The following is a 13566-nucleotide window of genomic DNA, read 5'->3' as shown; positions in this document are numbered from 1 at the left end:
ACTGACACACCGCTATCGTCGGATCGCCGCCCGGAGCAAGCTCGCTCCCACAATGGATTGTGGTGTTCAATTGTTTAACTGATCGGCAACAGGACCCAGCGGAGGTTTTGTAGTAATCATGGACCTGTTTCGAAGTACCCCAATTGCCCAGCCATTGGCCGCCCGCCTGCGCGCGACCAACCTGGATGAGTACGTCGGCCAGGAACATGTGCTCGCCCGCGGCAAGCCTCTGCGCGAGGCCCTGGAGCAGGGTGCCTTGCACTCGATGATTTTCTGGGGCCCGCCGGGCGTGGGCAAGACCACCCTGGCGCGGTTGCTGGCGGAAGTCTCGGACGCTCACTTCGAAACGGTGTCGGCGGTGCTGGCCGGGGTCAAGGAAATCCGCCAGGCGGTGGAAGTGGCCAAGCAGCAGGCTGGACAGTACGGCAAGCGCACGATCCTGTTCGTCGACGAAGTGCACCGGTTCAACAAGTCCCAGCAGGACGCATTCCTGCCCTACGTCGAAGACGGCACGCTGATTTTTATCGGTGCCACCACCGAAAACCCTTCGTTCGAACTCAACAACGCGTTGCTCTCGCGGGCACGGGTCTATGTGCTCAAGAGCCTCGATGAGACGGCGATGCGCAAGCTGGTGCACCGGGCGCTGACCGAGGAGCGCGGCCTGGGCAAGCGGCATTTGAGCCTCAGTGATGAAGGCTTCCAGATCCTGTTTTCAGCCGCCGATGGCGATGGCCGGCGCTTGCTCAACCTGCTGGAAAACGCCTCGGACCTGGCCGAAGACGACAGCGAAATTGGCGTTGAGTTGCTGCAAAGCCTGCTGGGCGATACCCGGCGTCGCTTCGACAAGGGCGGCGAGGCGTTCTACGACCAGATTTCGGCGCTGCATAAATCCATTCGCGGTTCCAACCCCGATGCGGCCCTGTACTGGTTTGCGCGCATGATCGATGGCGGTTGCGATCCGCTGTACCTGGCACGGCGCGTCGTGCGCATGGCCAGCGAAGACATCGGCAACGCCGACCCGCGGGCCCTGAGCCTGTGCCTGGCGGCGTGGGACGTGCAGGAGCGCCTCGGCAGCCCGGAAGGTGAACTCGCCGTGGCCCAGGCCATCACTTACCTGGCCTGTGCGCCGAAGAGCAACGCCGTGTACATGGGGTTCAAGGCGGCGATGCGCAGCGCCACCGAGCACGGCTCCCTCGAAGTGCCGCTGCACCTGCGCAACGCGCCGACCAAGCTCATGAAGCAACTGGGCTATGGCGAAGAATACCGTTATGCCCATGACGAACCGGACGCCTATGCCGCCGGCGAAGATTATTTCCCCGATGAACTCGAACCCCAGCGCTTCTACCAGCCGGTGCCCCGGGGCCTTGAACTGAAGATCGGCGAGAAGCTCAACCACCTGGCACAACTGGATCGCCTGAGTCCACGACAGCGGAGAAAACCTTGATCCCCCTGATACTTGCTGTTTCCGCTGGCGGCGTCGCCGGCACGCTGCTGCGTTTTGCCACGGGCAACTGGATCAACGCAAATTGGCCCCGGCACTTCTATACCGCGACGCTGGCCGTTAATATCGTGGGCTGTCTGCTGATCGGCGTTCTATACGGTCTGTTTTTGATTCGCCCGGAAGTGCCCATCGAGGTGCGGGCCGGGCTGATGGTTGGCTTTCTCGGCGGCCTGACGACTTTTTCATCCTTTTCACTGGATACGGTGCGCCTGCTGGAAAGCGGGCAGGTGCCGCTGGCCCTGGGCTATGCGGCCATCAGCGTATTCGGCGGGCTGCTCGCCACCTGGGCCGGCCTGTCCTTGACCAAACTTTGATAACGAGAGACCGACATGCTCGATTCCAAACTGTTACGTAGCAACCTCCAGGACGTAGCGGACCGCCTGGCTTCCCGTGGCTTTGCCCTGGATGTCGCGCGCATCGAAGCGCTGGAAGAACAGCGCAAGACCGTCCAGACTCGCACCGAAGCCCTGCAGGCTGAACGTAACGCGCGCTCCAAGTCCATCGGCCAGGCCAAGCAGCGTGGCGAAGACATCGCGCCGCTGATGGCCGATGTCGAGCGCATGGCGGGCGAATTGAGCGCGGGCAAGGTCGAGCTGGACGCGATCCAGACCGAGCTGGATTCGATCCTGCTGGGCATCCCGAACCTGCCTCACGAATCGGTGCCGGTCGGTGAAGACGAAGACGGCAACGTCGAAGTGCGCCGCTGGGGCACGCCGACAACTTTCGATTTCCCGGTTCAGGACCACGTGGCCCTGGGCGAGAAGTTCGGCTGGCTGGACTTCGAAACCGCCGCCAAGCTGTCGGGCGCCCGTTTCGCCCTGCTGCGCGGGCCGATCGCGCGCCTGCATCGGGCCCTGGCGCAGTTCATGATCAACCTGCACGTCACCGAGCACGGCTACGAAGAAGCCTACACGCCGTACCTGGTCCAGGCCCCGGCGCTGCAGGGCACCGGTCAGTTGCCGAAGTTCGAGGAAGACCTGTTCAAGATCAGCCGCGACGGCGAGGCCGACCTGTACCTGATCCCGACCGCCGAAGTGTCGCTGACCAACATCGTGGCCGGCGAGATCGTCGACGCCAAGCAACTGCCGATCAAGTTCGTCGCCCACACCCCGTGTTTCCGCAGTGAAGCCGGGGCGTCGGGCCGTGATACCCGCGGCATGATCCGCCAGCACCAGTTCGACAAGGTCGAGATGGTCCAGATTGTCGAACCGTCGAAATCCATGGAAGCGCTGGAGAGCCTGACCGCCAACGCCGAGAAGGTCCTGCAATTGCTGGAACTGCCGTATCGCACCCTGGCCCTGTGCACGGGCGACATGGGCTTCAGCGCGGTCAAGACCTACGACCTGGAAGTCTGGATTCCGAGCCAGGACAAGTACCGCGAGATTTCGTCGTGCTCCAACTGCGGCGACTTCCAGGCCCGCCGCATGCAGGCGCGTTTCCGCAACCCGGAAACCGGCAAGCCGGAACTGGTCCACACCCTCAATGGCTCCGGCCTGGCGGTGGGGCGTACCCTGGTGGCAGTGCTGGAGAACTACCAACAGGCCGACGGTTCGATCCGTGTGCCCGAGGTGTTGAAACCCTACATGGGCGGCATCGAGGTCATCGGTTAAATGGACTATTTGCCACTGTTCCACAACCTGCGCGGCAGCCGCGTGCTGGTGGTCGGCGGCGGGGAGATTGCCTTGCGCAAGTCCCGCCTGCTGGCCGATGCCGGCGCGTTGCTGCGGGTGGTTGCACCCGACATCGAACCGCAGTTGCGGGAGCTGGTCAGTGGCAGCGGCGGTGAGTGTGTCCAGCGCGGTTACCTTGAATCGGATCTGGACGGTTGCGGGCTGATCATTGCCGCCACCGACGACGAACCACTCAATGCCCAGGTCTCGGCCGATGCCCACAAGCGTTGCGTGCCGGTCAACGTGGTGGACGCGCCGGCCCTGTGCAGCGTGATCTTCCCGGCGATTGTCGACCGCTCGCCCTTGGTGATCGCGGTGTCCAGTGGCGGCGACGCGCCGGTGCTGGCGCGGCTGATCCGGGCCAAGCTGGAAACCTGGATTCCTTCGACCTACGGGCAACTGGCCGGGCTGGCGGCGCGTTTTCGCAATCAGGTCAAGCAACTGTTTCCCGATGTCCAGCAGCGCCGGGCATTTTGGGAAGAGGTATTCCAAGGCCCTATCGCTGACCGCCAACTGGCCGGGCAGGGCGGCGAAGCCGAGCGCTTGCTGCGGGAAAAGATCGACGGCCAGGCGCCGAACGCGCCGGGCGAAGTCTATCTGGTGGGGGCCGGGCCAGGTGATCCGGACTTGCTGACCTTCCGCGCCTTGCGCTTGATGCAGCAGGCGGACGTGGTGCTGTACGACCGCCTGGTGGCGCCGGCGATCCTGGAACTGTGCCGGCGTGATGCCGAGCGCATCTACGTTGGCAAGCGCCGCTCCGAACACGCCGTGCCCCAGGACCAGATCAACCAGCAATTGGTGGACTTGGCCCGCCAGGGCAAGCGCGTGGTGCGGTTGAAGGGCGGCGATCCGTTCATCTTCGGTCGCGGCGGTGAAGAGATCGAAGAGCTGGCGGCCCATGGCATCCCGTTCCAGGTCGTCCCGGGTATTACTGCCGCCAGTGGTTGCGCGGCTTACGCCGGGATCCCGCTGACCCATCGCGACTACGCCCAATCGGTGCGTTTCATCACCGGCCATCTCAAGGATGGCACCAGTGACTTGCCGTGGGCCGACTTGGTGTCGCCGGCTCAGACCCTGGTGTTCTATATGGGATTGGTGGGGCTGCCGGTGATCTGCGACGAACTGATCAAGCACGGTCGCGCGGCGGATACGCCAGCGGCGTTGATCCAGCAGGGCACCACGTCGAACCAGCGGGTCTTTACCGGCACTTTGGCGGACTTGCCACGGCTGGTGGCCGAACATGAGGTGCATGCGCCGACGCTGGTGATCGTTGGGGAAGTGGTGCAGTTGCGCGAGAAACTGGCTTGGTTCGAAGGGGCTCAGGGGCAGGTCTAGAGACCGCGTCGCGCCCTTCGCGAGCAAGCCCGCTCCCACATTTGATTGCGTTTAGCCGAAGAATTAAGGCTTACACCGATCCAATGTGGGAGCGGGCTTGTTCGCGAAGAGGCCCTCAACTGCAATAAGGATCCCGGATCAATCCCGGGTCCCACGCCAAATCCCTTTCCCACTCAACCTTTTCCGATCATGGGCGACCGTGAAATCCTGCTTCGGCCCCTTGGGCACGATGCCATTGGGGTTGATGGTCTTGTGGCTGCCGTAGTAGTGGCCCTGGATATGGGTGAAGTCCACGGTTTCGGCAATGCCCGGCCACTGGTACAGCTCCCGCAGCCAGTTCGACAGATTCGGATAATCGGCGATGCGCCGCAGGTTGCATTTGAAGTGACCGAAATACACCGCGTCGAAACGGATCATCGTGGTGAACAGGCGGATATCCGCTTCGGTCAGGTATTCGCCAGCCAAGTAGCGTTTGGTCGCAAGCAAGGTCTCCAGCCGGTCCAGTTCGGCGAATAAAGCGTCGAACGCTTCTTCGTAGGCCCCTTGGGTGGTGGCGAACCCGGCGCGATACACGCCGTTGTTGACCGCCGGGTAGATTCGCTCGTTCAAGGTATCGATATCGCGGCGCAGGTGCTCGGGATACAGGTCCAGGTCGTTGCCAGTCAAACCATCGAAGGCACTGTTGAACATGCGGATGATTTCCGCCGATTCGTTGTTGACGATGCGCTGCTGGCGTTTGTCCCACAGCGCCGGCACGGTGACGCGGCCGGTGTAGTCCGGCGTGTCGGCGGTGTAGCGCTGATGCAGGAATTGCAGATTGTCGAGCTTGTCGCCGCTGGAGCCGTGGTCCTTGTCAAAGGTCCAGCCGTTTTCCAGCATCAGGTAGCTGACCACCGAGACATCGATCAGCGCCTCCAGGCCCTTGAGCTTGCGCACGATCAGCGTGCGGTGGGCCCAGGGGCAAGCCAGGGATACATACAAATGGTAGCGCCCGGCCTCGGCGGCAAAGCCGCTCTCGCCCGAGGGGCCGGCGCTGCCGTCGGCGGTGACCCAATGACGGCGCTGCGCCTGTTCGCGCTGGAAGGTGCCGTCCTTGCTTTCATACCACTGGTCCTGCCAGCGGCCCTTGACCAACAAACCCATCTGGATGTCCTCGCTCAATAATCATTGGAGACGAGTCTATTCCCATAGGTTCGAACTAAAAGCGCAAAGGTTGGGCGTTAATGATCGGTTAAATCGAACGATCCCGAGCGTCCCAATACTGCCGGGCTTTATCGAACGCTTCTTCGCGAGCCAGGCCCAAGCCGCGCAAGGCCAGTGCCATGGTGGCGATCAGCGCCAGTTGCGGGTAGCTGTCCTCGACGTCACCGCGCCAGATCGCCTTCAAATGCTCGGGGTCGAGGCTCTCCGGTTTGACATGGCGCTGCTCGGACAGGCGTGGCCATTCTTCGTCCCAACTGGCGCCGTCGGTGGTGCCGTACAGGTGGCTGTCGGCGTCCGGGTTGATCTCGATTTCGCCGCCGTCGCCCTTGATCACGATGGCGGTGTCACCGAGCAAGCCGCTGGCATCGCGATGCACGGCCTGGTAGCCAGGATGGAAGATGCTTTGCAAGCCACAACGGGCGGCCAGTGGATTGAGAATCCGGGCCAGGGAATGGATCGGCGAGCGCAGGCCCAAGGTGTTGCGCAGGTCGATCATTCGCTGCATTTGCGGCGCCCAGTCCACCAGTGGCATGAAGGCCAGGCCGCCGTTGTCCAGCGCGCTGCCGACCTGTTGCCAATCCCGGCACAGCGGGATCTGCAGCAAGCCCAGCAATTGTTCGGTGTAGAGGCGACCGGCCGTGTGGGCGCCGCCGCCGTGCATGAAAATTCGCACGCCGTTCTGCCCCAGGCACTTGGCCGCCAGCAGGTACCACGGCAAATGGCGCTTCTTGCCGGCGTAGGTCGGCCAGTCGAGGTCCACCGTCAACGCCGGGACCACCAGGCGTTCACGCAGGGCTTCGGTAAAGCCGGCCATTTCCTCGGCGCTTTCTTCCTTGTGCCGCAGCAGCATCAGGAAGGCGCCCAGTTGGGTGTCCTCGACCTTTTCATCGAGCACCATGCCCATGGCTTCGCGGGCTTCTTCGCACGTCAGGTTGCGGGCGCCGCGCTTGCCTTTGCCAAGGATGCGCACGAACTGGGCGAACGGGTGTTCGGCCGGGGTCTCGAGGGTTAGTGCAGGAAAGTCGGTCATAAACAATTCGTCGGTTTGGGCAGGCCCGCCAGCTTGGCGGCGAGTTTGGCGGGAGTGCCTTTGAACAATCGGTTCAGGTGCAGGCTGTTGCCTTTGTCGGCACCCAGTTTCAGCGCCGTGTACTTGATCAGCGGCCGGGTCGCGGGGGAGAGCTGGAATTCGTCGTAGAAACCGCGCAGCAGTTCAAGGATTTCCCAGTGCTCGGGACTCAACTCGATGTTCTCGGCGCTGGCCAGGGCCGTGGCGACTTCGGCCGACCAGTCGTCCAGGTCGGCCAGGTAGCCATCCTTGTCCAGCGCGATGGCGCGGTCGCCCACGTTCAGCGTGTTCATAGCCAGGTGTTGACCTTGTCGTGCTCGATCGATAGCTCGACGAAACCTGAGTAGTCGATGGCTTCGGCCCAGTCTGGCGTGTCCAGGGCGCGGGCCTGGAGGTCCTCGGCGAGCACGAACAGGTTCACGCCGGCGGCCTGCAGCACTGCAAACGGTGGGCTGCCCGGTTGCAACGCGTACGTCGCGTCGCCGCACAGCAGCAGCGCATCCTGATTGCCCAGCACCCGCAGGCAACTGGCGAGGCGGTTATCGCCAAAGGGCGAATGAGACAACACATGCAAAGTCGACATCAGAGGGTGATCACCTGGTCGTAACGGTCGATGAGCGCGGCGATGTCCGGCGCGCTCAGTACTTTCACCTCGCCCAGCGCCAGGGCAGCGCTGGCAACGCCGCGTTCGGCGGCACTGTCGGCGCAGAGGAACAGGTCTTCGACGCCGAACATCGGCAACGCCTGCAGGTTGGCGCTCAGGTCTTTTTGCTGGACCGCCTTGGCGTTCTGGCCGGCGGTGAGCTGGAACACGCCGTCATCGAGAAACAGCAGGCCAATGGGCAGGTCGAACGCGCCGCCGGCCAGGACGATGTCCAGGGCTTCACGGGCGCCGGGGCCGGACCAGGGGGCCTGGCGGCTGATCAGCAATAAAGACTTGGCCATCACGCGCCTCCAAAACAGATCAAGCGGTCGGCGTCCTGGATAGCATCGTGCAACTGGCCCAGCCCGGACAAGGCCCAGGGCGCTTCGACACTGGCCGCCGCCCGCTGGTAGCGCTGGGCTTCTTCCTCGTTCAACACGCCACGACGCAACGCCGCTGCGATGCAGACCACGCCGTCGAGCCGGTTGTCGCTGACGAATGCACGCCACTGTTGGGGCAGGTCCTGTTCGTCCTGGGGCGTGACGACACTGGCGCAGGCGTTATAGACGCCGTCCTGATAGAAAAACAGCCGCACGATCTCATGCCCACCGGCCAGCGCCGCCTGGGCAAACAGCAAGGCACGGCGCGAGGAGGGCGCATGGGCGGCGGAAAACAGCGCAATGGCGAACTTCATGACAGACCCGATCAGCAAAACTGCGGCCATGATAAAGCTTTATGGGCGGTGGGGCGATTGCCAGGAGATTCAACACAAAGGGGCATGCTTTGGATACTTTGTGGCGAGGGGATTTATCCCCGTTGGGTCGCGTAGCGGCCCCTCTTTCAGCCACCGTGGCCTGTCTGATACACCGCGTTGACGGGTCGAGGGGCTGCTTGCAGCCCAGCGGGGATAAATCCCCTCGCCACAGGTGGTCTGCCATGTCCCCGGTCCAAACAGTAGTATTCAATCCATTCGAGCTACTGCTTGAGCCCATGCAACTCGCAATATTCCGCCCACTCCATCCCCGCCATCTCTGCCACTTCCCTGTGCACTTCCAGGCGCTGGGCCTGGTACTCCTCGGGCGAGGGGGCGGTCAACTGCAAAGTCAGTTCCCAGGCAAACAGGCCCAGGCGCTCGGCCTCGGCTTCGAACGCTTCGTGCAAGCGCTCGGCGCGGTACTGCGCGGCGGTCTCGCCCTTGGCCTGGGCCAGCAGGGGGTTGAGGTGGTCCAGTTCGTGGCGCAGTTCGGGGCGCTCATCGAGGAATTTTTCCAGGGCTCGTTCGTGTTGCTGTTCGGTTGCCGCCATGGTCACTCCTTGGGGGATGCAGACTGCTTCTTGCTGGCTTTGGCCGCAGCCGCCAGGCATTCGAGGGCGAATTGTTCGGTGTAGGTCATCTGGATCGGCGTGGTTTCGCCCTTGACGGTGCGTTCGCCGTCGAGGATGTAGCGAATCCGTTTGTCGGTGACGCCGATTCGCTTGGCGATCCACGAAGGTGTCTGGCCGATCTGGCTGATCAGTTTGTCGGCATATTCCGGGGTGGGCTTGTAGAACTCGGCGTTGGGGGTCATGGGGGGGCCGCGTGGCTGGTGGCGATGGCGCGACAGATTGCGTGAATCGGTGCCCGCTGTCGCGGGTAAATTTCAGTAAAGCAGCACGATGGCTCGGGTCGCAGTGCTACAGTCCGTTTTTTTCTCGATGAGTGAACGCAATGCGAATGTTGACGGTGGCCCTGGCCGCCACTTTGCTGGTCGGCTGCGCGGGTTCGGCGATGAACGAGGCGCGGACCCAGGCCCCTTACAAGACCCTGACCTCGGACAAGCCGGAGCAGGTCGTGGCCCAGTGCGTGCAGTTTTCCTGGCAGGACGAAGCGGTATTCGGTGTCGATGCCGGCGCCTACCTGCAACCGGGTAAGAAAGGTGGCTCTACGGTCTACACCCGCTCCGCCGAATCGTTTGTCGATCTGCACGCCGGTGCGACGGGCACCGAGTTGAATTATTACGCCAAGCATGACGACTTCGTGGCCAAGCGCCGATTGGCGGCGTTGGCGACTTGCTTGTAAGCAGCTCGCACTAACGCCCCGGATCCTATGTGGGAGCGAGCTTGCTCGCGATAGCGGCGGGTCAGACGACAGAAATGTTGACCGTTAAATGGCTATCGCGAGCAAGCTCGCTCCCACAGGGCTGCGCCTCAAGCAGTGTCCAGGCGCTTCTGGAAGAAGAAGTGTTGGTGGCCTGGCGGGTAGTCGTCGATCAGGCCGCACTCGGTGAAGCCGTGTCTGCGGTAGAACTCTGGGGCCTGGAAGTCGAAGGTGTCCAGCCAGATGCCCACGCAGTTTTTCTCCCGGGCCAGTGCTTCGGCCATCTGCATCAGGGTCGAGCCGGTGCCCTGGCCCCGGGCCTGTTCCGGCACGATCAGTAACTCGATATACAGCCAGTGAAAAAACACTCGGCCGTAGAGCCCACCGACAATTTCGCCCTGTTCGTCGCGCACCAGCCAGGCCACCAGTTCAGGCACCGTCCCGCCGGTCTTGGCGGTGTTATAGGCACGAAGCGGGGCGAGGATGGCTTGGCGTTCTTCGTCGGTGGGGGTGTCCGTGCGTTCGATGCGTAGCGTCATCGGCGATGTCCCTATTCAGTCAAGATCAAGCGCAGGAGCCTATCCCAAAGGCTGCCGTGACGTCATCCGGTCGGCGGGGAAACAGGCGCATTACGCAAACCAAGCCATACTGCCTAATGCTTTTGAAGCGATCCCTATCCCTAAAAACAAGAAGAGACCGACTCATGAAGTTCGAATCCTTGGCCCGGACCCTCATTGCGACGTCACTGACCCTCGGTTGTTTATCGGCGTACGCCGCTTCCCAGGCGCCGGTGGCGGCCGAGAACGGCATGGTGGTCACCGCCCAGCACCTGGCGACCCATGTGGGTGTCGATGTGCTCAAGAACGGCGGCAATGCCGTGGATGCGGCGGTGGCGGTGGGCTATGCCCTGGCGGTGGTGTATCCGGCGGCGGGCAATCTGGGCGGGGGTGGTTTCATGACCCTGCAATTGGCCGACGGTCGCAAGACGTTCCTGGATTTCCGCGAAAAGGCCCCCCTGGCCGCCACCGCCAACATGTACCTGGACAAGGACGGCAACGTCGTGCCTGAACTCAGCACCCGTGGCCACCTGGCGGTCGGCGTGCCCGGCACCGTGTCCGGCATGGAGCTGGCGTTGAGCAAGTACGGCAGCAAACCGCGGGCGGAATTGATCGCCCCGGCCATCAAGTTCGCCGAGGAAGGCTTCGCCCTGGAGCAGGGTGATGTCGATCTGCTGGAAACCGCCACCGATGTGTTCAGGAAGGACATGCGCGACTCCGGTGCGATCTTCCTGCACAACGGCGAGCCCATGCAGGTCGGCCAGAAGCTGGTGCAAAAAGACCTCGCCAAGACCCTGCGGGAAATCTCCGCCAAGGGTGCCGACGGTTTCTACAAGGGCTGGGTCGCCGATGCCCTGATCACCTCCAGCCAGGCCAACAAAGGCATCATCACCCAGGCCGACCTGGACAAGTACAAGACCCGCGAGCTCGCCCCGGTGGAGTGCGACTACCGTGGCTACCACATCATCTCGGCGCCGCCGCCCAGTTCCGGCGGGGTGGTGCTGTGCCAGATCATGAATATCCTCGACGGCTATCCGATGAAGGAGCTGGGGTTCCATTCGGCCCAGGGCATGCACTATCAGATCGAAGCCATGCGCCACGCCTACGTGGACCGCAACAGCTACCTGGGTGACCCGGATTTCGTGAAGAACCCCATCGACCATCTGCTGGACAAGCACTACGCCGCCAAGCTGCGGGCCGCGATCGAGCCGCAAAAAGCCGGTGACTCGCAGAAAATCAAGCCCGGGGTGGCGCCCCATGAGGGCAGCAATACCACCCATTACTCCATCGTCGACAAGTGGGGCAACGCCGTTTCGGTCACCTACACCTTGAACGACTGGTTCGGCGCGGGCGTCATGGCGAGCAAGACCGGGGTGATCCTCAACGATGAGATGGACGACTTCACCGCCAAGGTTGGCGTGCCCAACATGTATGGCCTGGTGCAGGGCGAGGCCAACGCCATCGCGCCGGGCAAGGCACCGCTGTCATCCATGAGCCCGACCATCGTCACCAAGGACGGCAAGACGGTCATGGTGGTGGGCACTCCGGGTGGCAGCCGGATCATCACCGCGACGTTGCTGACCATCCTCAACGTGATCGACTACGGCATGAACCTTCAGGAGGCGGTCGATGCGCCGCGTTTCCACCAGCAATGGATGCCGGAGGAAACCAACCTGGAGACGTTCGCGGCCAGCCCCGATACCCAGAAACTGCTGGAGAGCTGGGGGCACAAGTTTGCCGGCCCGCAGGACCCCAACCACATCGCCGCGATCCTGGTCGGCGCGCCGTCATTGGGCGGCAAGCCAGTGGGTAAGAACCGCTTCTATGGCGCCAACGACCCCCGTCGCAATACCGGGTTGTCGCTGGGTTACTGATGGGGTGCGCGGCTGCGACACGGTTTGAAGAGGGAAGGTGATGAACACCGCATTGCTGATTATCGATGTCCAGAACGCGCTGTGCAGTGGCGAAGAGGAATGCTTCGACAGCCAGCGCATCATCCGGACCATCAGTGACCTCGGTGCCAGGGCCAGGGCTGCCGGCCGGACGGTGATCTTGATCCAGCATGAAGAGCTGGATGGGGCACTCACCCATGGCGCCGCCGGCTGGCAACTGGCTGCCGGCCTGTCGACCGCGGCGGATGACCTGCGGGTGCGCAAGACCACGGCCGATGCTTTCTACCAGACCGACCTGCAACCGTTGTTGCAGGCCCGGGGCATCGACCGCCTGGTGATCTGCGGGCTGCAAACCGACTATTGCATCAATGCCACCGTGCGCCAGGCCCATGCTCTGGGGTACGACGTGGTCCTGGCGGCCGATGCCCACTCCACCGTGGACAACGGCAGCATGGCGGCCGAGCAGATCATCGCCAACCACAACAACCGGCTGGGGCGGCTGAGCAGTGCGGTATCGCGGATTGATGTAATGCCGGCTGCTGAAATCCGTTTGTAGCCGATACTCGCTGTTTGGGCTGGAGCAGGGGGCCTATGGCTCAGCATCGAGGATGGTTTTTCACGGCGCGCCAAGCACCATCGTCCAGTACACCCCCGCATCGCTGCGCGAGTCGCTGGCCGACGCTGCGCCCATCTGGGTGAACATCGGGTTCATCAGGTTGGCGCAGTGTCCGGGGCTGGCGAGCCAATCGTGCAGGGCCTGGCTCGGTGAGCGTTGGCCGGCGGCGATGTTCTCGCCCAATTTACGCCCGCGAAAGCCGGCGCTCCTGGCGCGATCAGAGGTGGAGCGACCGTCCGGGTCGCGATGAGCGAAATAATTGTCCTGGGCCATCGACCGGCTGTGGCCTTGGGCGGCCGTTCCCAACGCGGCGTTCCAGCTCAGCGGCCGAGCCGCCGCGAAGCGCTGGCGCCCGCACATCCGTGGCTTGGCCCTGGCGGCGTTGACCTGGGCCAGCAGCGTCTTGTCCGCCGAACCCTCGTCGCTCATCCGCGTGCCACCCATGGGCTGCGCCAGCACCAGGCGCCACTCGTCACCGACCCGATTGATGCCGATATCGGCGTACTGGTCGTCCAGCAGCGCCGCGCAATGCTCGTCCGCCAACCTCTCGAAGGCCTCTTCGGCATCCCGTGCATCGGTCAGGCGGATGCTGCGCACGGCCCGGGCTTGATAGCCGGCGTCCTGCAAGGTTTCCCGCAGGCCACCGCGAAAGCCGATCGGCAAAGCCAGGTTCGCACGCAGCACCAGCGGCTGCGTGGCGCGCACCGTGCGCCATTCACAACGGCGGGTCTGGCTGCGGAAGTCGTTGATGGCGTCCACCAGTTGCCTTTCGCCGCGCGCATGGGCGGGGCTGGTGAATAAGGGAAACAAGGCAAGCAGGCACAGCGAAACGAAACGGCAAGAGCGAACAAGGTGGCGCATGGGGCGAACGGCTCAAGAGAGGGAGTTGCTTTAGCGCCAAGCTTGGCGCCGATCAGCTGGAAAAACCGTGGCCGCAGGTTGGCTAGGTTTTCACGGCTGGGGTAGGACTGTGGGTTTGGAAACAAGTTTCCGGAAGACAAAG

17 protein-coding genes are annotated in these 13566 nt (G+C 63.2%); 7 read left to right on the top strand and 10 right to left on the bottom strand.

From position 1 onward, the window contains the following. Positions 1–118 precede the first annotated feature (118 nt). Genes BT125_RS10815 through cysG form a run of 4 tightly spaced genes read left to right on the top strand, consistent with a single transcriptional unit; the run spans position 119 to position 4506 of the window. On the top strand, positions 119–1444 hold the full coding sequence (locus tag BT125_RS10815; RefSeq protein WP_072406790.1) for a replication-associated recombination protein A: 1326 nt from the start codon (positions 119–121) through the stop codon (positions 1442–1444). Further along, complete coding sequence (gene crcB / locus BT125_RS10810; RefSeq protein ID WP_018608522.1) at positions 1441–1815, top strand: fluoride efflux transporter CrcB; 375 nt, start codon at positions 1441–1443, stop codon at positions 1813–1815. Before BT125_RS10815 ends, crcB begins: the two co-directional genes overlap by 4 nt. A 15-nt stretch (positions 1816–1830) precedes the next feature. Next, a complete protein-coding gene (gene serS, locus BT125_RS10805; RefSeq protein WP_025213005.1) occupies positions 1831–3111 on the top strand; it encodes a serine--tRNA ligase in 1281 nt (426 codons plus the stop codon). Further along, positions 3112–4506 carry a siroheme synthase CysG gene (gene cysG / locus BT125_RS10800; protein ID WP_072406788.1) on the top strand — a complete coding sequence of 465 codons (1395 nt, stop codon included), beginning with the start codon at positions 3112–3114 and terminating at the stop codon, positions 4504–4506. A 138-nt stretch (positions 4507–4644) separates the two neighbouring features. Here the strand turns inward: cysG and BT125_RS10795 are convergent, their stop codons facing one another. From BT125_RS10795 to BT125_RS10760, 8 genes are all read right to left on the bottom strand, one after another. Next, on the bottom strand, positions 4645–5649 hold the full coding sequence (locus tag BT125_RS10795; RefSeq protein WP_072406786.1) for a glutathione S-transferase family protein: 1005 nt from the start codon (positions 5647–5649) through the stop codon (positions 4645–4647). Positions 5650–5737: 88 nt separating this feature from the next. After that, complete coding sequence (locus BT125_RS10790) at positions 5738–6739, bottom strand: glycosyl transferase family protein (RefSeq protein WP_072406784.1); 1002 nt, start codon at positions 6737–6739, stop codon at positions 5738–5740. After that, positions 6736–7071 (bottom strand): TusE/DsrC/DsvC family sulfur relay protein, encoded by a 336-nt coding sequence (locus tag BT125_RS10785; RefSeq protein WP_072406782.1) that lies wholly within the window; start codon positions 7069–7071, stop codon positions 6736–6738. The genes BT125_RS10790 and BT125_RS10785 overlap by 4 nt, the downstream gene beginning before the upstream one ends. Next, positions 7068–7361, bottom strand: a complete 294-nt coding sequence (gene tusB / locus BT125_RS10780) for a sulfurtransferase complex subunit TusB (RefSeq protein ID WP_072406780.1) — start codon at positions 7359–7361, stop codon at positions 7068–7070. Before tusB ends, BT125_RS10785 begins: the two co-directional genes overlap by 4 nt. Next, the gene (tusC, locus tag BT125_RS10775; RefSeq protein ID WP_060741571.1) at positions 7361–7723 is read right to left on the bottom strand and encodes a sulfurtransferase complex subunit TusC; all 363 of its coding nucleotides are present in this window, start codon (positions 7721–7723) and stop codon (positions 7361–7363) included. Before tusC ends, tusB begins: the two co-directional genes overlap by 1 nt. Then, complete coding sequence (gene tusD, locus BT125_RS10770; protein ID WP_060743167.1) at positions 7723–8115, bottom strand: sulfurtransferase complex subunit TusD; 393 nt, start codon at positions 8113–8115, stop codon at positions 7723–7725. Before tusD ends, tusC begins: the two co-directional genes overlap by 1 nt. Positions 8116–8396: 281 nt before the next feature. Beyond that, on the bottom strand, positions 8397–8726 hold the full coding sequence (locus tag BT125_RS10765) for a DUF6388 family protein (protein WP_072406778.1): 330 nt from the start codon (positions 8724–8726) through the stop codon (positions 8397–8399). A gap of 2 nt (positions 8727–8728) precedes the next feature. Continuing rightward, the gene (locus BT125_RS10760) at positions 8729–8989 is read right to left on the bottom strand and encodes a hypothetical protein (RefSeq protein WP_072406776.1); all 261 of its coding nucleotides are present in this window, start codon (positions 8987–8989) and stop codon (positions 8729–8731) included. Positions 8990–9129: 140 nt separating this feature from the next. On the opposite strand from BT125_RS10760, the gene BT125_RS10755 reads away from it, so the two are divergent. Next, positions 9130–9480 (top strand): hypothetical protein, encoded by a 351-nt coding sequence (locus BT125_RS10755; protein WP_072406774.1) that lies wholly within the window; start codon positions 9130–9132, stop codon positions 9478–9480. A gap of 128 nt (positions 9481–9608) precedes the next feature. Here the strand turns inward: BT125_RS10755 and BT125_RS10750 are convergent, their stop codons facing one another. Continuing rightward, positions 9609–10037: a GNAT family N-acetyltransferase gene (locus BT125_RS10750; protein WP_072406772.1), complete on the bottom strand. Its 429-nt coding sequence runs from the start codon at positions 10035–10037 to the stop codon at positions 9609–9611. 164 nt (positions 10038–10201) lie between these two features. On the opposite strand from BT125_RS10750, the gene ggt reads away from it, so the two are divergent. Then, a complete protein-coding gene (gene ggt, locus BT125_RS10745; RefSeq protein WP_072406770.1) occupies positions 10202–11929 on the top strand; it encodes a gamma-glutamyltransferase in 1728 nt (575 codons plus the stop codon). 40 nt (positions 11930–11969) lie between these two features. Next, positions 11970–12503: a cysteine hydrolase family protein gene (locus tag BT125_RS10740; protein WP_072406768.1), complete on the top strand. Its 534-nt coding sequence runs from the start codon at positions 11970–11972 to the stop codon at positions 12501–12503. Positions 12504–12563: 60 nt separating this feature from the next. On the opposite strand, the gene BT125_RS10735 is transcribed toward BT125_RS10740, so the two are convergent. After that, positions 12564–13424, bottom strand: coding sequence for a CAP domain-containing protein (locus tag BT125_RS10735; protein ID WP_072406766.1), 861 nt, complete (start codon positions 13422–13424; stop codon positions 12564–12566). Between the last annotated feature and the right edge of the window lie 142 nt (positions 13425–13566).

Source organism: Pseudomonas sp. NFACC04-2, from assembly GCF_900119265.1.
Taxonomy (GTDB): Bacteria; Pseudomonadota; Gammaproteobacteria; order Pseudomonadales; family Pseudomonadaceae; genus Aquipseudomonas; species Aquipseudomonas fluorescens_AA.
This window is presented reverse-complemented; position numbering and strand designations above follow the sequence as displayed.

Excerpts from the sequence above, each read along its gene's own strand:
- ggt (WP_072406770.1), top strand. The coding sequence starts at position 10,202 with ATGAAGTTCGAATCCTTGGCCCGGACCCTCATTGCGACGTCACTGACC.
- tusD (WP_060743167.1), bottom strand. The coding sequence starts at position 8,115 with ATGAAGTTCGCCATTGCGCTGTTTTCCGCCGCCCATGCGCCCTCCTCG.
- BT125_RS10755 (WP_072406774.1), top strand. The coding sequence starts at position 9,130 with ATGCGAATGTTGACGGTGGCCCTGGCCGCCACTTTGCTGGTCGGCTGC.
- BT125_RS10785 (WP_072406782.1), bottom strand. The coding sequence starts at position 7,071 with ATGAACACGCTGAACGTGGGCGACCGCGCCATCGCGCTGGACAAGGAT.
- BT125_RS10765 (WP_072406778.1), bottom strand. The coding sequence starts at position 8,726 with ATGGCGGCAACCGAACAGCAACACGAACGAGCCCTGGAAAAATTCCTC.
- cysG (WP_072406788.1), top strand. The coding sequence starts at position 3,112 with ATGGACTATTTGCCACTGTTCCACAACCTGCGCGGCAGCCGCGTGCTG.
- BT125_RS10795 (WP_072406786.1), bottom strand. The coding sequence starts at position 5,649 with ATGGGTTTGTTGGTCAAGGGCCGCTGGCAGGACCAGTGGTATGAAAGC.
- BT125_RS10760 (WP_072406776.1), bottom strand. The coding sequence starts at position 8,989 with ATGACCCCCAACGCCGAGTTCTACAAGCCCACCCCGGAATATGCCGAC.
- BT125_RS10735 (WP_072406766.1), bottom strand. The coding sequence starts at position 13,424 with ATGCGCCACCTTGTTCGCTCTTGCCGTTTCGTTTCGCTGTGCCTGCTT.
- serS (WP_025213005.1), top strand. The coding sequence starts at position 1,831 with ATGCTCGATTCCAAACTGTTACGTAGCAACCTCCAGGACGTAGCGGAC.
- BT125_RS10750 (WP_072406772.1), bottom strand. The coding sequence starts at position 10,037 with ATGACGCTACGCATCGAACGCACGGACACCCCCACCGACGAAGAACGC.
- BT125_RS10815 (WP_072406790.1), top strand. The coding sequence starts at position 119 with ATGGACCTGTTTCGAAGTACCCCAATTGCCCAGCCATTGGCCGCCCGC.
- tusC (WP_060741571.1), bottom strand. The coding sequence starts at position 7,723 with ATGGCCAAGTCTTTATTGCTGATCAGCCGCCAGGCCCCCTGGTCCGGC.
- tusB (WP_072406780.1), bottom strand. The coding sequence starts at position 7,361 with ATGTCGACTTTGCATGTGTTGTCTCATTCGCCCTTTGGCGATAACCGC.
- BT125_RS10740 (WP_072406768.1), top strand. The coding sequence starts at position 11,970 with ATGAACACCGCATTGCTGATTATCGATGTCCAGAACGCGCTGTGCAGT.
- BT125_RS10790 (WP_072406784.1), bottom strand. The coding sequence starts at position 6,739 with ATGACCGACTTTCCTGCACTAACCCTCGAGACCCCGGCCGAACACCCG.